This is a genomic window from Pedobacter hiemivivus, assembly GCF_005144565.1.
In the GTDB taxonomy this organism is placed as follows: domain Bacteria; phylum Bacteroidota; class Bacteroidia; order Sphingobacteriales; family Sphingobacteriaceae; genus Pedobacter; species Pedobacter hiemivivus.
Genome location: NZ_SWDX01000002.1, coordinates 564545 through 586637, shown reverse-complemented (window position 1 = coordinate 586637; position 22093 = coordinate 564545). Strand labels below are relative to the sequence as shown.

Below are 22093 nucleotides of genomic sequence, written 5' to 3'. Positions count from 1 at the left end.
TTTATAAATCGGCCAATAACACATATTAAAAAATCGGTTTTTATGACGCAATTGCATAAGCAATTATAAATTCCAATGAGAACCAAATCTACTTTAGCTATCTGCATCTTATTTGTTGCAGGATTAACACTTTCCTTCGTAAAGGACAAAATATGGACCTCTAAATTTTTAACCGTAAACAAAGATGGTAGCATTACCTATATCCCCGATGAGAAAGGTAACATCATTCCCGATTTTAGTCGTGTAGGCTACTATCATGGTTTAAAAAAAATCCCGCAGGTTGGGGTTGTAAAAACAGTTTCTCCTGTAAAAGGTGATGCAGGCAGCACCATTCAACAAGCTATTGATGAAGTATCGGCTATGCCGATTGGAGCTGACGGTCTTAGAGGTGCAATCCTATTAAAAAAAGGTGATTATGCAATCGCCGGAACCCTCAACATAAATACTGATGGCATTGTTTTAAGAGGTGAAGGAAATACCGCTCAGGGCACAAGATTAATTGCCGCCGGTAAAGGCCTACGTTCACTAATCAAGATTAATGGAAAAGGAAAAATTTCTGAAGTCGGTAGCAGAGTAAAAATCACGGATGGCTATGTACCAACAGGTGCAAAGACTTTTGAAGTGACTTCGTCGAAAAGTTTTAAAGCCGGCGACAGAATCATCGTATATAGACCTGGAACAGAAAAATGGATCCAGGACCTTCAGATGGATAAAATCGTGGAGAGAAATGGCACTAAACAATGGACACCGGAATCGTATAACCTGAGTTATGAAAGAGAAATTGTAGCTGTTGATGGTGATAAAATTACGATAGACAACCCTATTGTAATGGCTATGGAAGCGCAATATGGTGGTGGATTAATTTTTAAATACGAATTTAAAGGTCGTATAAAAGAGGTTGGGATTGAAAACATCTATTTTGAATCTGAATACGCTAATGACACCGATGAAGATCATGGTTGGATTGCCGTTGATTTTGATCGAATAGAGAATGCCTGGGTAAGTGGGGTAACCTCCCGTTTCTTTGGTTATTCTTGCGTAAGTTTAGGCGGTGATGCTAAAAATATAACGGTAAAGGACTCCAAATGCCTGGATGCAAAATCTGTAATTACCGGTGGTAAAAGATATTCATTTAACAATAGTGGCCAGCAAAACCTATTTATGAATCTGGAAACTACAGAAGGCAGACACGATTATGTTACGGGTGCCAAAACATGTGGACCCAATGTTTTTTACCATTGCAAATCACGAAATACGCATGCTGATATTGGTCCACACCACCGCTGGTCTAGCGGCACTTTATACGACAATATTGATACTGATGGGGAGATTAACGTGCAAGATCGTGGTAACTGGGGAAGTGGTCATGGCTGGGCTGGTGTTACGCAGGTAGTATGGAATTGTAAGGTTAAAGGTGCTGCTATACAAAACCCATGGGTGTCGGGTAAAAACTATGCCGTTGGTATTCAGGGACAAAAGTTAAAAGGTCGTCTGGAAGGAAAACCTGATGGAGAATGGGAAGGTTTAAATAAAACTGATCTTCAGCCTACCTCCTTATATGAGGCTCAGCTGAAGGCCAGGTAAGCTTATTTAGACAAAACCTCGTCAATCATTCCAAATTTCTTAGCCTCAGCTGATGACATCCAATAGTCTCGGCTGGCGGCTTCATTGATCTTTTCATAAGGTTGTCCACTGTGTCGGGCGATAACCTGGTAAAGCTCTTTTTGTACCTGCAACACCTGCTTAATCGATATATCCATATCCGTGGCTGTCCCCTGGGCTCCACTTGAAGTTTGATGAATCATCACGCGGGAATGTTGCAAGGCAGAACGTTTTCCAGCCGCACCTGCACAAAGCAATACAGCGCCCATCGAAAGTGCTATTCCTGTACAAATTGTAGCCACATCAGGTCCGATAAACTGCATAGTATCGTAAATGCCCAAGCCAGCATACACCGATCCCCCAGGTGAATTGACATACAGCTGGATATCTTTCTCGGCGTCTGTTGACTGCAGAAAGAGCAATTGAGCTTGTATTACATTTGCATTTCTATCGTCTATAGCTTCACCCATAAAAATGATGCGATCCATCATTAAACGGGAGAATACATCCATCTGAGCAACGTTTAATTGCCGCTCTTCTGTGATGTAAGGGGTCATAGCAATAGGCCCAACCATAGCCGAACTCCTGGAAATGTAATTGTCTACATACAAACTATTGATGCGGTGATGCTTTACAGCATAATTGCGAAATTCCTTATTTTTCATATTCTAATTATTAGATTAAAACAGGCATAGCATTGCCCTTGCCCATGATCTGGACATTAAACTTGTGATTAAATTAAGATGGTTTACTTACTGAAGAACTGTTGAATCCTCTCCCTAAAAGGGAAATGCTCCGGCGCTGTAAATAGCATTTGATGTACCTGCCTGATTTCTTTGCGAAGCTGCTCCCTACCGTAAGTTTCAATCAAGCGATATGTTTTTTGCTGCCAGTACATGCTTTCCTTAAGATCAGGTTGCAGTATCTGACGGGCCTGCATCAAGACTTTATCTTTTGCATTCGTATTTCCCAAAAGAAAATCTTCAATTAACTGCAGCTCATTCAAGGATGTCTTCATAGCTTATTGATTTTTCTTTTACTGTTTCTTTAACTTTTTCGAGGCATTTGTATTTCTGAACTGTAGCGGAGCGTGGACCTGAAAAGCCAAACCGCTCAGCAATGCTTTCCATTTTCAGTTTTTCATAATAAAATGCACTAAGCAGCTGCATGCATTTCTGACCTGAAGTTTGTAAAAGCTGGAACAATCGGGACGTAGATATCTCCTGATCATCAGGATTGAATAAGCCAGCCTGTTCATCAAAATCAGCATCGAGTTCGTCAATGGATACCTGCCTTCCACTTTCTTTGTATCGTTTGTTCCATAGGTGGCGGGCGATGCCAAACAGGTAAGCTTTATCGCTATATTCCAAACTCAGCTCAGCGTGGACTGTTTTCTCATAATAAATGATCAACGCATCCTGAAAAATGTCTTGAGCTTCATCCAGTGAACCACCCATCCTACTGATGTGCTTTGCTACCAGTGGGAAAGTATTCTTGTATAATGTAGTAAGCCAGGCTTGGCGATCATTACATGGTGTATCTTCCTTTAATTTTGTGGCCATGATTACTATGTTTTAATAGTATGTGGACATTTAAAGTCAAATATCACCAAAATTCACTAAAATTTTATCTGGCTTTTAAAATAAAGTCGACTATAGCCTGCGGATTGGGTAAGCTATGCGGGTGGTGCTTCCCTTCGGGTTTATGAATGATCCTGATGTCACCACCGGCTTGCTTTATTTTCTCTGCAAATGGCAAGGTATTTTCAGACATAGGAACCAGCTCGTCCATATCGCCGCAAACATGAAGCATAGGGTATTTACCTTTAACAATCTCTTTAATTTTATCTATCGGACTCCCGGCAAATCCTGCCGCCTGTTCTTCAGTAGTGTAACCATAGTCCTTCAAAAAAATACCCCATTCTTTTTTACTTCCTGGCCCTATACCTTTACCACCCGGCCAGCTCTTTAAATCCAGCACGGGGTTATCAACATATACACAGGCTACTTTTGTAGGGTTGGCAGCGGCCCAATTATAAGCATACACCCCACCGCGACTCATTCCTTCCAGCACCGCTTTTTTAGCAAAGCCCATTTTCCGCAACTGCGCATAAAAATCATTCCATACCCCAATAGCCTCTGCATTACCAAATAGCTCAGCCACATCACAATACACCACATAAAACCCTCGCTCTAACAGCGCAATATCAGTTTGCGGCTCGTGCCCCCAAAATCTAGCCCGCCATATCCATGGCATACCTTTGGCCACAGCTTTGGGTACTACGATTTTAGCTTTATGGCCTTTAAAATCGAATGAGAAACAGTTGTATCCATAAAAATTACTTTTTTCTGCCTCATCAATTAAACCATTACCACCAGGAACAGGCTTAGCTTGCAGCTTAATAAAGTCATACAATCGCCTAGCGATAAACCCTGCACCAACCACATTGGGATGAATTTTATCCGCCAATAGCTCTTCCTTGTCTGCAAACAAGCTATATAAATCAAGTACCGCTAATTTTTCATCATAAGCCAACTTTTGAATCATAGGAATCATACTTGCTTTGAGGTAAGTTCCAGAAATACCAAATTTCTCGTCAGAAAAGGCCTTTACGGGTAACAACAAAACTACCCTCGGATGACTTGGCAATTCTATAAAACTCCGAATCATATCACGATAATCCTGCTCAAAATCGCCCATCATCGGCCTATTTACCACTTTACTATCATTGGTACCTAACTTGATAAATACCAAATTGGGATTACTCAATAGTGCTTTCTGATATTCCGGCGTATTCCAGTACGGCTTATTGCCCTTCTTAAGCATCGTAGCCCCACTTACGCCAAAATTAAGTACTTCATAGCTTGATGAACCTAACAAAGTCTGTAACTGCGCAGGATAAGACTCCTGAGCCCTATTGGCTAGCCCAGATCCATAAGTGATGCTATTCCCAATACAAGCGATACGTATTTTTGATTGCGCAAAAGAATCTCCTACAATCAAGAATAGCCCCCAAATAAGGCTCAACCTAATGATATACTTCATTTTTATTTGATTTATTACCCTCTAATATAAGCATCCATTTTAGCCACCCAGTTTAGAAAAAAATTACTTTCTCAGAAAGAGCCTAGCGTTCTTCGCTTTTTCAGCGAAGCAATGCAGCTCTTGAAGAGAACAGTTATTTTTTCAATCGTAAAGATAGTTGCGCTTCAAACAGCGATTTCGGCAACACCGTTTCCTCCTGCATTTCTACTGATCCTGCATTCTCAAACGTAACCGGCTTATTAGAAGTAAAACCTACAATAATTGGTGCAGCAATTGTATAATTCCTCCGCCTGCTCATATCCCAAAAATTATAATGCTGATCCTTATCAGATTTATGATGAAAATTCCACAATACCAATTGCTTACCATGGTGTGGATGTCCTGGTTCCGGGCCTCCTAAATTATAAAAAACACCTCCATCAATATCATCATAAAGCGTAGCATAAGGCTGGCCCGAATGAATATCAAAGTTTTGATCAGTACCTAATGAACATTGAGTAACTACAGTCCCTACTGCACTATATCCAGTACCTGCACCATGATGCTGAGCACCATTAAAAGTACAATGTTTCACCAATACACCATAACCAGTACGGGCGTGCACGGAGGCATGCCCCTTTTTCCCTCTAAAATGCGTGTTCTCTACAGTAATCTGGTAACCTGAGCGTATGAAAACCCCCTCATTCCAATCATGAAACTCACAATTGCGAACCCAGCTATTTTTTATATACTCCATACCTACAGCTTCATAAGCATAGTCATGAATTTCATTTTTATGGTGGATAAACTCTTCCGGATAATTTTTCCAGTTACTGGTAAACAAAATGTCCTCCACACCACAATGGTCAATAGAATTATAAGATTCTATAGTCCAGTTGGCAGACTTAACCATTTTAATATCGATGTGAATAGGGTTTTTAAAACTCACCTTATCACCCTGAATTTTAGTGATGGTATGGATTTCATAAATCAACATTCCGCCTTTATCACCAAATAACCTCGACCATTGCGGTTTTAATTCTAAAGGAGCAAAATAAAGCTTTGTAAATTCCTCACTTTTGTGACGAACAGCTACATCCTGACCTACTTTAAGTTTTGAAGCATCTTTTACAACAACCGAAAAAGTTTCACGTCCGGCATCCTTAACAATAGTTGCTAGCTTTTCAACTTTACTATCTTCGGGTTTAAACAAAAACTGCCGGCCATTGATTCTCATATTGGCCTGATAAATTTCTGTTCCACCCTTTCCACTTCCACTACCCTTTAAAACGATGTTACTTTTAGCTATCCTGATTTGCTTGGTCGCATCCTCATCTGCTGCTATTAAATACTTACCTGCTGAGAAGAATACTACACCACCACCTGGATTCGCTTCAGCTGCATCAATAGCCTTTTGAATCGCTACATCATCAAACTGATCATCATCGGCTTTTGCACCATAATTATCTACCTTAAAATACTTTTTATCACTTACCGATGGTAAAGGAATTTCGGAAAAACCATAGCCCGCATATGAAAAATCAGGCAGTACTGCTGTACCCCCCGATTTTTTAGCTTTGACAAAGTCCTCCCATAAAGGGGCTGTTTTTTGTGCCTGAGCAGCGACAGTTAAGAGCAATACGTTTAAAACAAGGGTTATTCTTTTCAAAATCTTATTAATCTAATGCTCCGGTTTTCATTTCTTTCTTAGGTTTTGTTTCTACCTGATGAGCTACTGCCCTTTCAAACTCAACCTTAATTACACTGGCAATTTCATCAGGAGCAGTCACAGGTACATTGATGGTCAGCCCATCACCTTTGATTTCCGTTTGTAACTTATCTTTTGTAGCTAACAATGTTGCCGACAAAACTTTGTTATTTACCCCTGGAATAACCAATTGCCCGTTGGCAGGCCAGTTAAACACAGAGAAATAAAGTGTGGTCCCTTTTGATGTTTCTTTTCTTGTACAACGCCCCCAACTTAAAGGTGCCAATGGACTCGATTTAGTCCCATATATAGCTTCGCTATTGATCTTCATCCAACCACCTATGGCTTTTAAACGATCTATACTTTCCTGCGGAAATGTACCATCAGGTTTAGGGCCGATATTTAATAAATAGTTACCACCTTTTGAAGCAATATCTGCCAAATTGCGGATTAAGGTCTCCGTAGACTTCCATTTATGATCTGAAGTTCTAAAGCCCCAGGTACCATTCATGGTCATACAGGTTTCCCAATCCATTCCATCCAATTCAGCCTGACTAGGTATTTTTTGCTCTGGAGTTTTCGTGTCACCAGGAAAGTTCGGACGCTTTAAGCGATCATTAGTAATAATTTGCGGTTGTGATTTTAGTGCTGCCTGTAATTTTAAAGCCGCCTCATCAGTCATGTTGGTTGGTGTATCCCACCAAAGCACAGCAACATCACCATAATTCGTCATCAGTTCCTTAACCTGTGGTACCGCCACTTCATCAATATATTGATCAAAAGTTTTAGTCATCTGAGCAGGGTCCCAATGGCCTTTATTAGCTAATGTATAGGCATCAATTTTAGCAGAATCAGGATTCAACCAACCTTCCCGCATTTCTTTTCTTGCAACAGATCCTCCAGGATTGTTCCAATCCTGAGCCTGAGAATAATAAAAGCCCAACTTAATGCCATACTTTTTACAAGCTACCGCCAATGGAGTTAATAAATCTTTACCGTAAGGAGTCGCGTCACTAATATCCCATTTACTTGCTTTAGAGTTAAACAAAGCAAATCCATCATGGTGTTTTGCAGTAATGATAATGTATTTCATTCCTGCGTCTTTTGCCATTTTCACCCATGCATCCGCATCATACTTTACAGGATTAAAGCTTTTGGCCATTTCCTGATATTCCGCAACAGGAATTTTAGAACGATTCATAATCCATTCTGCCCCCCCTCTTAGCTGCTCATGTCCTTTATAAACACCCGCAAACTGCGCGTATACACCCCAATGGATAAACATACCGAATTTGGCATCGCGCCACCAAGCCATTCGTTCATCCTTTGTTAATGCTTTTTGGCTATATGCAGACTGACCTAATATTAAAAAAGCCGCTACTATTAAAAGTACTTTTCGTTTATACATGATTGGTTCTATAATTTGGTTTTATTAACTCCCAATTTAGAGAATATCAAACTATCAATATTCAGTAAAATTGGCTCTTTCTTATGCTATAATGACTATCTTTTTAATGATTTATACCTTAGCAAAGCCTCAAGGTAATAATAATCAGCATAAGATAAAGGTACATCCACTTCGCTGTCTGACGGTTTTGAACCCGTACTACTTACCAAGATAAAGCCCTTATTTTCTCCTACCGGTGAAATGTATTTAGTACTCAGACTGTTCAACATAACATCAGCCTTTTTCAGATAAAGGTTTTTGTTTTTACTGTAATCACTCAATTCATACAATCCTGAAGCAATAACCGCCGCCGCCGAAGCATCGCGTGGTTCATTAGGAATATTAGGTGCATCAAAATCCCAGTAAGGAACCAGGTCTGCCGGCATATTTTTATGGTTAAGGATAAAAGCCGCAATATTTTCAGCCTGTTTTAAATAAACTGGATTCTTGGTAAAACGATAGCACATCGTATATCCATATAATGCCCAAGCTTGTCCTCTAGACCAGGCTGATTCGTGACTATAGCCCTGATGCGTATTCTTTTTCAAGACAGCACCTGTATTCGGATCATAATCAATCACATGGTAAGAACTGTAATCCGGACGGAAATGATTTTTCATGGTCGTATTTGCATGACTCACCGCAATTTTATAAAAAGAAGAATCATCAGTAAGCGCTGTAGCCTCAAAAAGCAGCTCCAGGTTCATCATATTGTCAATAATTACCGGATTTATCCATTTATCTGTGCTGTGGTCCCATGAGCGGATTACGCCTGTTTTAGGATTGAAACGGGTAGCTAATGTTTTTGCAGATTGGATAATGACATCAGCATAGTGTTTATCTTTAGTGATGCGGTAACCAGTACCCACACTGCAATAAACTTTGAAACCCATATCATGCGTTTTACCATTAAATTGCTCCGGCTCCATCAAAGTTGTAAATGCTTTTGCCTGATCAAGCCATTCTTGTTTCCCTGTATATTGATATAAGAACCAAAGTTCTCCCGGAAAAAAACCACTGGTCCAGTCACGTGAGGCAACCAATTTCAATTCTCCTTTTTCCAATGTTCTTGGCGAAAACTGGTCGGCCTTTGCTCCGGCAGTTTTCGTTTTCTCAATTTCCTTCAATAGCACAAGCGTTTGCTTATCAGCTTGTTTAAAAGCTTTTTTAACGTCTACTTCAATTTCTGCAGGCGCTGATTTGCGCACAGTGGGTGCAAAATCAGGAGTATTACGCGAATTTGCCGACTGAGAACTCACTGTACCAGTAGTGGTTCTAGTACGTGTAACACTAGACTGCGCAAAGGATGAGGAACTCGCCAACATCAATGCACATACAGTTATAGATAATGATTTCATATTTTCTCTATGTTATTATTCATATATTAATTTACCGGCACCAACTGAACTTCAAGCAGCTTCATCAATTCAGCACCTTTAATCGCTATTGGCTTAACGCTAAGCTGTACTGGACCAGTGCCAAGTTCTGCAACACCTATTTCTTTGCTCACTACCGCACCTTTTTGCGAGGCTACAACTTCCTCTTGTTTAGAAAAATCGCCAACGTTAACCTCATAAGAAGAACCGCCCTCATCTGCAATGTATTTTACAACAACTTTGTATTTAGCTGGCTTTAATGCCTTTAAATCCCATGTTAGGTAACTGTCTTTCGATTTCCAGCCATTAACAAAGTAGCGGTCGGTTTTTCCATCGCCATAGCCCATTTTCTTTCCATGCTGTTCCGCATCAAACACAAGGAATCGGTTCGTAGAAACACTCGGAGATATCACTCTAGCCACATCACCGTCTATCTTACCATTTACTTCTAATACGATCACCACATCAGGACTAGCAGTTGTATTTACAGGCAGGCTTACATTTAAATCCGAAGTACCCAAACGTTTAACAGCCAATGCTTTTTTGCTTTTATCCGTTAGTAAATAAGCTGTTTTAACATCGCTTTTTAAACCACCCACAACTAGATTACCATCTTTAGGCCAGTTAAATACATGCAGGTAAATATTTTGTCCCTTTTGCGTACTTACGCCCCAGGCAGGGATTGGCAACACACCTTTCTGAGTACCATATATTGCTGCACCATTTTGCTTTAACCATCCACCAATACTATCCAAAATCTGCTTGTCTTTCTGATCAAAAGTACCATCGCCTTTTGGCCCGATATTCATCAATAGGTTTCCTCCTCTTGAAGCAGAATTAGCTAAAAGCTGAATAAAAAATCGAGCTGATTTATGACTTTTATCGTGTTTAGAATAACCATAAGATTCGTTGGTAGTAGGAATTGCTTCCGAATCACCTGCAACCGTAAGTAGTTCTGCCGGCCTATCGCCCGTATTTACATAATCACCAAAATTACCACTCGAACTTCTTGCCAAACGACCATTCACCACGATATTCGGATCAGTGTCCCTAATCGCTTTAAGGATCTTAATATTTTCAGACAAAGGCAATTTATGAGGCGTATCGAACCATATAATATCAGGATGATACTTATTGATCAACTCTTTTATCTGTGGAATAGCTTTTTCGTCGACATACTTTACCGCCTTAGGTAACCACTCCGGATGGTTGTCAAACCAATTGGCACCACCAATTAATTTATCTCCACCTGGGTTCTGGTACTCCCAGTCATTACCAGGTGCATCGGGATGCTCCCAATCAAAAGCATGTGAATAATAAAAGCCGAACTTCATCCCATGTTTCTTAGCCGCAGTCGCTAGCTCGGCCATTGGGTCGCGCTTAAAAGGAGTTTGCTTAACCACATTAAAGTCAGAGACTTTTGAATCATACATCGCAAAACCATCATGGTGCTTTGCAGTAATGATAAAGTAACGCATTCCGGCATTCTTTGCTGTTAAAATCCATTCCTCTGCGTTAAACTTAACAGGGTTAAACACATGGGCCAGATCAAGATATGCCGTTCTTGTAATCTTTTCTTTACGCATCAAATGCTCCGAATATCCTTTTACCTCCTTGCCTTTCCATTCACCTGCAGGCAATGAATATAATCCCCAGTGTATAAACATACCGAAGCGGGCATCTCGCCACCATTGTATGCGTTCGTCATGAGTTTTCATGGAGTTTTTCCACCAGCCATTTCTGGCCTCATCCATTGCTTTTTGGTCACGTTGTTGTGCCTTGTTCAACATACTTGCATCCTCATCACCAGCCACCTGACTGTAGGAATAAAGATTTACACATAACAAAGCGGACAATAAAAACGCTGATTTGCTATTTAATTGAGCCATATTAAAGGATTTCTTACGGGTAAATTTCTAATTACTTCTTCTACTTTAGGATTATGATCAAGCTTAGTCCAGGTGTTTAACCAGTTCGTTTGATCATACGCATTGGCACCAAAAACCAAAAATGGTTGTGCTACAGGCCAGTTATCCCAGTACATTACATCTGGCTTTAAAGGCCATTTACTTTTGTCAGCTACAAAAGGATATAAGTATTCAATCCCTTTTTTAATGGATTTTCCATCAGCCGTTTTAAAGTCCCACAGGTTATCTGTTTTGGTAGAAAGAATCTGGCAAAGCGTGGTCATCGCATCCAGGTTAAAGATGGAGTAACCATAAGGTTTTGTACGTGCAAGTTCTCTTGGGTAGCTTCCATCTACAGCCATTTGATTGGGCAGCAAGACATTTTTATACCGATCACGACAAAAATCCAGTAACTTATCATCATTGCACAATTTTGCAAAAGATGCTACCTGCATGGTAAAACAAGTTCCATGGTTATTTTGAGCATTCATTTCATCTTTTCCATACTGATGGCTCATTAGCCAGGTTAAATACTGCGCAAACCATTTTCGGGTCTCAGCTAATACGCCTGATTCCATCGCTTTTTGCATTACAATAATTCCCTGCGCTACTTCCATTAGCTGAATGGTATCAATAATTCCGATACCACGGCCTGTGAATCGTCCTTTTATAGCTTGCGCATACAATAGGTTAGGGTTCATCATTGTATCTTCATTTACAAACCAGGCTTGTAAATGCAACATAGCTTGCTTTACATATTTCTGATCCCCAGTAAGTTTATAAGCAGAAGCCAATGCACCAATGATCTTGCTAAAACGGATCATTGCCAAACGGTGTGCGACAAAGTTCTCTGGATTGGTCATCCCATCCTTTTGAATATATGGACCTTGCGGATTTTGTGTATCTGGCCACCAATAATCACCTTCCGAATAAAAATCATGCTTACCACCTGCGCTTCTCGACGAGCTTTCGGCAGTTACCGTAACAGGCCGTTGCTTCATTGCCCAGTCCGCATTTTTCAGAATAGAAGCCTTTAACGTTTTCACAACTTTCTGCTCTACACCTTTTGGGTCTGTCTGACCATCCTTCGCTGCTGCGAAGGATGAATAACTGATCATGTTTATCAATACAAATGCTGTTAATACCAATTGTTTCATAACGTTCATTTATTTGGTCATAGCCCTAAAGCTAACTTTGTTTATGGTATTTGGTTTTCCTTTTTGGGCATTGGAAATAGAGGCCTTAAGTTTACCTGAAGCATCTTTAACTATATTAATTTCCCTAAAGCTATACGCACCTTTTTCATAGTTAAAAGTCTCGCCATCATCATCATAAAGCATATACTTACCCGGTTTACTGCCATAGTACCTGATCTCCAGATCAATTTTATCTGTAGATTTAGGTGCGTGCATCAATGCAGGCCCCATCGGCACAATACCACCGTCTTTTACATAAACAGGAATTTTATCCAGGCCCGGAGTGATGGTAATCACTTGACCATCACCAGCATATTCTCCGGTATAAAAATCAAACCATTTACCTTTAGGTAAAATCACTGTACGGGTTTGTTTTCCGGTAAACATAGGCGCTACCAATAAGTATTCGCCAGCCATATATTGGTCTTTAACCTCTTTACTTACGGCTTCTACATATGGGTTTTCTTCCAGATTGGTAGTTTTCACTTCCTTTTTAACATCAGCCTCGTAACCATCCTCAAGATTCATTGCTCTAAATGGCGGTATACCTTTGAAATGGTATTTTGCAAACTCACTATACCAGTAAGGCATCATCTGCATACGTAGCAATGCAACTTCTTTTACTTGTTGTTCTACGTTAGGATACGACCAAGGTTTAGTACCTGTAGACCAGGCATTGATCATAGCCATTGGCGAAAACACGACAGATTGCATACGACGTAACCATTCTTCTTCAGTTTTAGAAGCTCTGGCTTCTGGAGTCCACAGCACACCCGAAAAACCACTGTTGATCAAGGCGGTAATAAAATCTTCGTGGTTATAATAATCGTTATAAATTACATAGGGTAAAGCAGCACCGCCCCCATTTGATCCCCTAACCAATCCATAAGTACGCTGATTGCGCTCATGGTACATATCAGCACTGTAGCGCTGAATCAATAAGCCATAAGTTTGGCGCATTTGCTCCGCACTTTTACCCGAAGGAAAAGTCGTTACATCAGGCCATAAATAATGATCATAACCATCTACCTCGTCAAATTTATAGCCACTAACGCCAATATCTACCTGGCTCTTTTTCAATTGAGAGAACATAATATCACGTGCCTGAGGCATGGTCAAATCAGGAATAGCCCCCAACCATACGGTATGATCTGCTGTAAATGGTTTAATGCTATTATAAATTGAGGCTTGCGGAGAAACATATGGGTTTGTCCACAGATTCACCCGAACTCCTTTATTCAATAGACTTTTTACGAAAACTGAGGGGTTAGGAAAGCGTGTCTTATCCCATTCAAAAGTACAAGGGTAAGCTTTACTTTGCCATCCAGGTTCTAAACCAATAAAGTCAAGCGGAAAACCTTTGTCCTCAAAAGCTTTTACTTCAGCTTCTACATCAGCAGAAGTATATAATGTTTTTACCCTTTGGGTAAAGCCCAATCCCCAACGTGGAGGCAATACGCCACCACCATTTAACAAGTTGTACCGACGAACAGCATCAAGTGGTTTAGGACCGGCAAATACGTAAAATTCAACGCCTTCGGCTGGTACCAAAACTTCTACTCCATCCGAATACGGACGCGAAGACCAGGTTTTGTCCGTATTGCGATCTTTGGCTTCAGGCACATTTTTTCCATCACGTTTTACAGCTGACCCTGCATAAATATCCAGGTATCGTGCCGAATTGATAAATACGCCATAGCCATTTGAGGACACATAAAATGGAGTTGGGGCGTGTGTACGTCCGTTATCCTTACCACCAAAATGATCTACATGCAGTTTCAAAATCTTACCACGCTGATACACGGTTTGAAAGTTTAAGCCAAAGCCGTAAAGCTGCTCTTTCTTATCCAGCGGAAAGCGCAGATAAGTTTTACCATCAGTAAGCTTTGCAGTTATTTCTTCTTGTACAAGGGGAAACGAAACATCGCCCATGTCTTTTAATCCATCCAGGGCAGGTTTAGCTCCAGCAGCAGTCAGCAAGTTATAGCTTTCCGGCTTGCCTATACTTCCTTTCCAGACTCCGGGAGCAACTTGCTCCCATTTGATATCCTGAGCAGTTAACCTAGAGGTACTAATCAGGAGGATTAAGCAAATTGAATATTTAAATATTCGGTTCATAGCAAATAATGGTTTATTGGGTAATTACTTTATAGGTTTTTCCTTTTTCAGTTTTGAAATCTATGATATAGTTATTTTTCAGACCAAGATCCTGAAGTTTAGCTTGTTCATTTTTATGGTATTCCGGTTTCTCAGACATTTCATTTAAACTATTCCTATTTGAACCAGTCGCCGCTGTTGAAACAATACCAATGACTTTTACCGGCACAGTTGTACTTAGCCTACAGTTGCCACCCGATCCAGAATAGATCTGCGCCGTTGATAATTTGCCATTTTTCCAATCGATAGCAACCGTAAAATTGCCTCTGGCCTTTATGCCCTTGATACTACCCGCTTTCCATTCATCTGGCAATGCAGGCAGCAGACTGACTTCGCCCTCATTACTTTGCAGCAACATTTCTGTTATTCCAGCTGTAGCCCCAAAGTTTCCATCAATTTGAAAAGGTGGATGGGCGTCAAATAAATTAGGATAAGTACCACCGCCACTCATTTGAATATTCGTTAGCTGCGTCGCAGGAGCATTTGGATTCGCTTTTGGTTCTACTGTTTTAGCAGGATCGATTAAGGTAAGTCCAGCTTTTAAAATCTTTAAAGCATGATTTCCATCCTTTAACCTGGCCCACCAATTTATTTTCCAGGCCATCGACCAACCAGTGCTCACATCACCGCGGTGAATCAACGATTGCTTTGCAGCAGCAGCAAGCTCAGGTGTACTTTGTGTAGTAATCTGATTTCCAGGATACAGCGCAAACAAATGAGATAAATGCCTATGCGTATCTTTAGGATCATCCACATCGTTAAACCACTCCTGCAACTGTCCGTATTTACCAATATTAAATGGATACAGTTTCGCACGAGCTTGCACCAGGCGCTCCGAAAAATCAGCGTCAATACCAAGCGCTTTCGACGACTCGATACAATCGTTAAACAACTCCCTGATAATCCCCATGTCCATGGTTGTAGCCTTACTCACTTCATATTCTTTACCATCTATTTTAAAGACATTTTCCGGAGAAGTAGAAGGATTCGTTACCAAATACCCATCTTTATCTTTTACCAGCCAGCTCAACATAAACTCTGCTGCCCCCTTCATCAATGGATAGCCTTTTTCTTTGAGGAATTTTTGATCACCAGTAAACAGGTAATGCTCGTACAAATGTGTGCTCAACCAGGCACCACCCATCGGCCATGCCGACCATCGTGGTGCACCTTTAGGATCCCAATCGTAACCACCCGAAGGTGATGTTTTAGACCAGATATCTGTATTGTGATGAACTACCCAACCTTGTTGAATGCCATAATTCTCTTTGGCGGTTGTTGCACCGTTAACAGCCAGACGACCGATCATATCAAACAAAGGCTGATGCAATTCTGAAAGATTAGTATTCTCTGCCAACCAATAATTCATTTGAGTATTGGCATTTACGGTATAATTACTTCCCCATGGTGGTTGAACATGATCATTCCACAGCCCCTGCAAATTGGTAGCCTGGGAACCTGGTCTGGAGCTGGCAATCATTAAATACCGACCAAACTGATAGTAAAGTACCTGTAAACCTTGGTCGTTGCCAGTTGCACCTTGTCTGGACAGCCTTACATTTGTTGGCAAATTAGCCAATCCAGCATCATCAGCCAAGTTAAATGAAACACGATCGAAAAGTTGTTTGTAATCGGCTACATGAGTAGCTTTAAGCGCTATAAACGTCTTAGGATAGGCTTTTACAAGTGGTGGTTTGGCCTCAAGCGCAGGATTCTTACCTGCTAAGCCCGGAGATTTGTCGAAACCATTAAAACTAGTTCCACTTGTGAGATAAATGGTAACTGCATTCGCATTAGTTACTGCAATTTTATTCCCTATCGCTTTTGCCGATCCACCTTGTGCTTTAACCTTAACATGTACTTCAAAGGTCATACCTTCTTTATCGTCATACACAATCTGCTTCGCCTCAGATGCCCGATGTGCTACATGTTTAGGAGCCTTACCTTTTAGGATGAGATAATTAGAATCTATTGAACTTACACCATACTTTAACTTACTAGTGATGCTAGTTGTAAAGCTTATGGCATGCATTTTATTAGCCGTTAAACGAATCGCCATTACCTTATCCGGATAACTGATTAAAGTTTCACGTTTATAGGTGATTCCCTTAATCGTATAGGTAACTGTATTAATTGCATTATTGATATCCAACTCGCGATGGTAAGCTGTAGGTATCGAATCTTTAAGGTTAAAGTCCAAAAAGAGATCTGCCATTGTTAAATAGCGGGCAGAATAAGGCCCTTGCATGTTCTTTTTCCAGATTTCCGCTGCTTTACCATAATCCCCGGCAAAAACTGCCGCCCTAACCAACGGTAAGTTTGCCTGAGCTTTAGGATTGTTCCCTGCATCAGGAGCTCCAGACCAAAGCGTATTGTCATTTAATTGAAAACGCTCTTTGTTTACACGCCCGAATACCATGGCTCCGGTTTTTCCATTACCTAATGGCAAAGCCTCTTCCCATATCTTAGCGGGCTGATTATACCACAGCCTTAAAGATTCTTGCTTCTTCTGAGCCAATGCAGCTGATGCACCAACAAATACCCCAAGAAAAAGAAGACTATATCTGATCATATCAATTCAATTTAAAAATGTATTCCTTGCCCGCTTCTGTTTTAAGATCATAGTCTTTTGACGCTGCAACTCCCACTGGATTCAATTTCGCCAGTGCAGAAATTAAAGGTGCTTTAACCTGTGGCGTTTCATAAAAAGGATTAGCATTTATCCCCTTAGCTGTAGGAATTTTACCAGCATTAAACTTCATATTGTCGTTGATACGCAATCTGCAATTGCCACCAAGTTTAGACTTTATTTTAAGCTGCGTAATTTGATTATTGTCCCAGGTAATATCTACCACATATCCACCACGAGCCACCAAACCTGTAATTTGACCCGTTGGCCAGTTATCAGGCAATGCAGGTAACAAGTGTACCACTCCATCATGTGACTGCAATAACATTTCGGCAATACCAGCTGTACAGCCAAAATTACCATCAATTTGAAATGGCGGATGTGCATCAAATAGATTTGGATAAGTTCCGCCACCAGTTGTACTCACTCCTTCAATTCGACCGCCTACCAATTTCAACTGATCAGTGATCAATTTATAAGCATGGTTTCCATCAAGGAAACGGGCCCAGAAGTTAACCTTCCACCCCATAGACCAACCCGTTGCCGGATCTCCACGATAGGTTAAAGACGTTCTGGCAGCATCAAATAGTTCTGGTGTTCTTGAAGGAGAAATCTGATTACCAGGATATAATCCATATAGGTGTGAAACGTGACGATGTTTATCATCTGGACGATCTGAATCGTGCATCCATTCCTGTAGTTGACTATTTTTTCCTATTTGCATAGGCGCTAATCTGGCTATTGTAGTTTTCAGTACCTTACGGAAATCAGGATCAAAGTTTAAAATCTCTGCAGCTTTACTGGTTTTGGTAAACAGGTCAAATAAAAGCTGATTATCCATTGTCGTACCAGCTGCAATAGAAACTCGCTTGCCCGGAACATAAGTATTTTCAGGAGAATTTGAAGGAGATACCACCAACCATTTATGTGTAGGCTCTTCTTGCAATACATCCAGGTAAAACTCACAAGCGCCCTTCAATACAGGATAATATTCTTTCAAAAACTTTTGATCACCAGTAAACATATAATGATCCCACAAATGCTGACTTAACCAGTTCCCACCCATTGGCCACAAACCAGCATATGGACGGTCTACAGGGCCTGTAATACGCCACAGATCCGTATTATGATGGGTAACCCAGCCTTTTGCACCATACATGACTTTAGCAGTCTCCTTACCGGTAACAGAAAGGTCTTTTAACATCTTAAACAAAGGGTCATGCAATTCCGACAGATTTGTGACCTCTGCTGGCCAATAGTTCATCTCCGTATTGATATTGATGGTATACTTACTGTCCCAAGAGGCCAACATTTTATCATTCCAAATACCTTGCAAAGTTGGTGGCTGATTTCCGGGTTGTGAACTCGAAATGAGTAAGTATCGACCAAACTGGAAATAAAGCGCGGTTAAATGTGGGTCATTGCCTGTGGCAAATTCAGCGATACGCTGGTCTGTTGGTTTATTTACAGCCTCATTTACACCTATGTTAAACTTAACACGATTAAAATATTGCTGATAAAATTTAATATGTGCTGCCAATGCCGTTGCATAATTCTTTTGAACAGCCTTATCTAAAAATGAAGCTGCTTTAGCACCTGCATTTCCACTGATGTCATGGTAATTCTTGAAATTAGTCGCTATTGAAACATAAACCGTTGCAGAATTGGCATTCTTAACGGTCCAGGTATTGTTTTGCAAAGCAACTTTCCCACCTTCGGCTACCGCTTTTACTTGAGAATCAAATTTTATTTGACCTTTCTCTCCTTCATGATCTGATGTGAGGCCAGAAAACACGAGTTTACCATTCTCAATTTTCAGCACTCCATTTTGCGGAGAATCCATTGTTGCACTGAAAGATATCTTACCAGGCTTATTGGCCGTTAACCGGACCATCATCACCTGATCTGAAAATGAAGAAAATATTTCCCTTTTATACTTTACGCCATCCACTTCATAAGTAACCGTGGCTACGGCTTTTTCAATATTCAAATCACGGTAATAGTTAGTCGCCTTTTCATGGCCATCAAACTTAAGAAAGAGGTTGCCAGCTGGCTGATAGATCATTCCACTATTCTTTTTAGGGAATATCTTAACATCAGCAATGGCCTGAGCCTCCTCAAATTTACCTTCAAATAGTAATTTCCTCAACTCTGGAATAGCGGCTCCCGATTCTGAAGTAATGTTACTGTTTGGCCCACCAGACCAAATAGTTTCTTCATTTAACTGTAGTTGCTCTTTAGCAGGATCACCAAAAACCATGGCTCCTAATCTCCCGTTGCCTATTGGCAAAGCTTCATTCCAGTTTTCGGCGGGTCTGTTATACCACAGTTTTAGTGTACCGTCGATTTTTTTCACCTGGCCAAAAGCAAGAGCGCTATAGCTGAGGGATAAGAGTACAAATAGTTTTCTGATCATGATAATTACAAATTAATTAAAGCGTAAGGAAGCTAACTGGTAAACCCTCCGCTTTTACGCTGGCCACGCTTTTACCTTTATTGAGATTTACGCTGATCACTGCCCTTCCGTTGTAAAGCTGCACCTTACGGGAGCCATCTGAAGTACCTTGATCATCAATAAGCGTTCCCTCTCCGGTTAATCCAAATGTCACATAATCACGGGCATCCAAACACAAGATATTGTTTCCATCAAATAATTTCGCTTGTATAACAGCAATGTTATCTTTTTCGGATATCTTTTCTAACACCAATTTAGCAGGCTTGCTCCATTTTGCAGTTTGATATTCCTGAGTAATTTCATCCGTAATCTCTTTGCCTTCCTTTGTTTTCGCAATTACCTTGATTTGGTTTGGTCCTTCATTATATTGGACCATCCACCTTAATCCTGCTGCCGGGAAATTCTGACTGTTACGCTTCTTTTTACCCATGCTTTTTCCATTCAGAAAAAGCTCGGCTTCTGTACAGTTAGAATAAACCTTTACCATTTTCTTTTCGCCCGCAGCTCCCCATCTAACCGGCCATGAATGTCCGTAGATATGAACCATAGGTGATTGTGTCCAGTACGACTGGAACACATAATAAGCTTCCTTTTTAGTAAAATCCCGTTCAATTACGCCCTTTTGGTTCATGTATGGAACAGGGTTATCAGGACGTACAGGAGTAGAGAAATCTTTAAAAGGCCAATAAGCTGCTCCAGTTAACCAAGGCATATTTTCCTGCTCTTTCAAATGCCAATCAATTAAGTTAACAATGTAACTTTCACTCCAGTCACCATCTTTAGAAACCCTTGCACTTCCACCAAATAGGGATGCATCTCCATCACGTTCATCAGTTCCTACCCCTGTTTCCACCTCACTCAAGGCTTTATCCGGGGTCTCAGAATGTCTGCCAGCATGACTATCACCACCCCATTCTACATGCAGGAAGTGATCTACGCTATCAAATTCCTTTTTAGAAGCTTCCTTGTATTCCGTATAAATACCTCTATACCAACCAGCCCAAATGGATGGTGAATAAACATCTACAATATCTTTACAGAAATCACATCTTCTGATCGCTGTTTTTCTCGAAGCATCCAATTTATGCGAAAGATCATTTAACTCCTTCATAAAGGTTCTGATCTTTTGCTCATCGAACTCATTAAAGTCTCCTGGCCAGTCATTTTCATTTCCAAGCCCCCAAATAATCACTGCAGCATGATTATAATGCTGTTCAATCATATTGGTTAGCATTCTGCGCGCCTGATCTTTATAAACATCACCACCAAGACCACCACGGCACCAAGGAATCTCCTCCCAAACCATAATACCAAGACTATCACATAAATTCAATACAATGCGCGATTGCTGATAATGGCCAAGGCGAATGAAATTGACGCCCATATCTTTCATCAGCAGCATTTCCTCACGGATCATTCCTTCTGTCATTGCTGCTGCTACACCTGCATGATCTTCATGACGATGTGTTCCTCTTAAAAGTAAACGTTTGCCGTTCAGCATAAAAGGGCCTTTTTTAACAAATTCAAAATTCCTGAAGCCAATTTTCTCCTGATGTACGTGTGTATCTCCTTTGACAGTGATGCTGGTTTGAACAGTATAAAGATTTGGAGCTTGTGGCGACCACAGTTTTGGCGATTTCAAGCTAGTTTCCCAAAGGGCTTTATCACCATGAAATGCTTTCATCTGATTTCCCCAGCTGGCTACAATTTTGCCTTCCGGGTCTTTTACTTCTATTTTGACAGAAATGGTATCCACTCCATCTGGATTAAGAAGCCTTCCTGAAATATTAAGTTTTCCTAATGTGCCCTTAACATCAACCGACGCAGCAGCGAAGATTTTATCGACGGATACCTTTGGAACATAAACTAAATTCAAATACCGATATAGACCTCCATAAACGTTAAAATCAGATAAATCAGAAGGAATCATTTCCAGATCACGACTATTATCGCATCTGATCTCTAAGGGTACTTTCCCTTTAAACTGTTTTTGAAAAACATCAGTTTTTTTAAATGCATTAACGGCATCCGTAATATCTACAGTCCACTCATCGTAACCACCTACATGCTCCCCTACTTTTTTATCATATATATATACCTGTGTTTTCTGGCCTGCTCCTTCAAAATGGAGTAACGTTCTTCCATCGTTATATGGATTACTTACCGCCAATTGTGTGCGATACCAACCTGGCCCCTGGTAATAATTCTCATCCGGGTCAACTGAATTTAATGCATTAAAACAATGTGGTAAACTTACGTTTTGCCACAATGGAACACTCTCAGGATTACCTTCTTTAACTGGCCTGATCGATTCCCAAACACCTCCCAAATCACCTTTCAAATACTCCCAATTGTGCACTAACCTTTGTTTATTTTGCGCAGAAATATACTGACTGCAAATAAGCAATCCTATAAAAAATACCAGCTTGACTCTCTTCACTTCTTAATCTATGTAACTTTAAAATATGGTTGTTTGGCGCTCTTTTTAAGTATTGCTAAATTGCTCAATAGCATCAGTATATTGATTCACCCTTTTAGCTTATTCATCAGCAATTTTGGCAAAAAAAGATACTTAAACCCGCATTGCGGATC

14 protein-coding genes are annotated in these 22093 nt (G+C 40.5%); 1 reads left to right on the top strand and 13 read right to left on the bottom strand.

Annotation, left to right across the window (positions count from 1 at the left end; all coding sequences use genetic code 11):
• Positions 1-75 precede the first annotated feature (75 nt).
• The gene (locus FBD94_RS05900; protein ID WP_136879458.1) at positions 76-1584 is read left to right on the top strand and encodes a hypothetical protein; all 1509 of its coding nucleotides are present in this window, start codon (positions 76-78) and stop codon (positions 1582-1584) included.
• Positions 1585-1586: 2 nt separating this feature from the next.
• On the opposite strand, the gene FBD94_RS05895 is transcribed toward FBD94_RS05900, so the two are convergent.
• From FBD94_RS05895 to FBD94_RS05835, 13 genes are all read right to left on the bottom strand, one after another.
• Positions 1587-2267, bottom strand: coding sequence for an ATP-dependent Clp protease proteolytic subunit (locus tag FBD94_RS05895; protein ID WP_136879457.1), 681 nt, complete (start codon positions 2265-2267; stop codon positions 1587-1589).
• Between the two features lie 83 nt (positions 2268-2350).
• Positions 2351-2620 carry a hypothetical protein gene (locus FBD94_RS05890; RefSeq protein ID WP_136879456.1) on the bottom strand — a complete coding sequence of 90 codons (270 nt, stop codon included), beginning with the start codon at positions 2618-2620 and terminating at the stop codon, positions 2351-2353.
• A complete protein-coding gene (locus tag FBD94_RS05885; RefSeq protein WP_136879455.1) occupies positions 2601-3164 on the bottom strand; it encodes an RNA polymerase sigma factor in 564 nt (187 codons plus the stop codon). Before FBD94_RS05885 ends, FBD94_RS05890 begins: the two co-directional genes overlap by 20 nt.
• 64 nt (positions 3165-3228) lie before the next feature.
• A complete protein-coding gene (locus FBD94_RS05880) occupies positions 3229-4647 on the bottom strand; it encodes a GDSL-type esterase/lipase family protein (protein WP_136879454.1) in 1419 nt (472 codons plus the stop codon).
• 133 nt (positions 4648-4780) lie between these two features.
• Positions 4781-6295, bottom strand: coding sequence for a DUF4955 domain-containing protein (locus tag FBD94_RS05875; protein WP_235884383.1), 1515 nt, complete (start codon positions 6293-6295; stop codon positions 4781-4783).
• A 7-nt stretch (positions 6296-6302) separates the two neighbouring features.
• Positions 6303-7742, bottom strand: a complete 1440-nt coding sequence (locus FBD94_RS05870) for an alpha-L-fucosidase (protein ID WP_136879453.1) — start codon at positions 7740-7742, stop codon at positions 6303-6305.
• Between the two features lie 95 nt (positions 7743-7837).
• Complete coding sequence (locus FBD94_RS05865; protein ID WP_394347780.1) at positions 7838-9139, bottom strand: glycoside hydrolase family 88 protein; 1302 nt, start codon at positions 9137-9139, stop codon at positions 7838-7840.
• Between the two features lie 26 nt (positions 9140-9165).
• Positions 9166-11046: an alpha-L-fucosidase gene (locus FBD94_RS05860; RefSeq protein WP_136879452.1), complete on the bottom strand. Its 1881-nt coding sequence runs from the start codon at positions 11044-11046 to the stop codon at positions 9166-9168.
• Entirely contained in the window at positions 11034-12221 is a 1188-nt protein-coding gene (locus tag FBD94_RS05855; RefSeq protein ID WP_169472229.1) for an alginate lyase family protein, read from the bottom strand. Before FBD94_RS05855 ends, FBD94_RS05860 begins: the two co-directional genes overlap by 13 nt.
• A 9-nt stretch (positions 12222-12230) precedes the next feature.
• The gene (locus tag FBD94_RS05850; protein WP_136879451.1) at positions 12231-14378 is read right to left on the bottom strand and encodes a glycoside hydrolase family 31 protein; all 2148 of its coding nucleotides are present in this window, start codon (positions 14376-14378) and stop codon (positions 12231-12233) included.
• Positions 14379-14391: 13 nt separating this feature from the next.
• Positions 14392-16989 (bottom strand): glycoside hydrolase family 95 protein, encoded by a 2598-nt coding sequence (locus FBD94_RS05845; protein WP_136879450.1) that lies wholly within the window; start codon positions 16987-16989, stop codon positions 14392-14394.
• A gap of 1 nt (position 16990) precedes the next feature.
• Positions 16991-19462, bottom strand: coding sequence for a glycoside hydrolase family 95 protein (locus FBD94_RS05840; RefSeq protein WP_165503485.1), 2472 nt, complete (start codon positions 19460-19462; stop codon positions 16991-16993).
• A 16-nt stretch (positions 19463-19478) separates the two neighbouring features.
• Positions 19479-21941: a glycoside hydrolase family 2 TIM barrel-domain containing protein gene (locus FBD94_RS05835; protein WP_136879449.1), complete on the bottom strand. Its 2463-nt coding sequence runs from the start codon at positions 21939-21941 to the stop codon at positions 19479-19481.
• Positions 21942-22093: the final 152 nt, after the last annotated feature.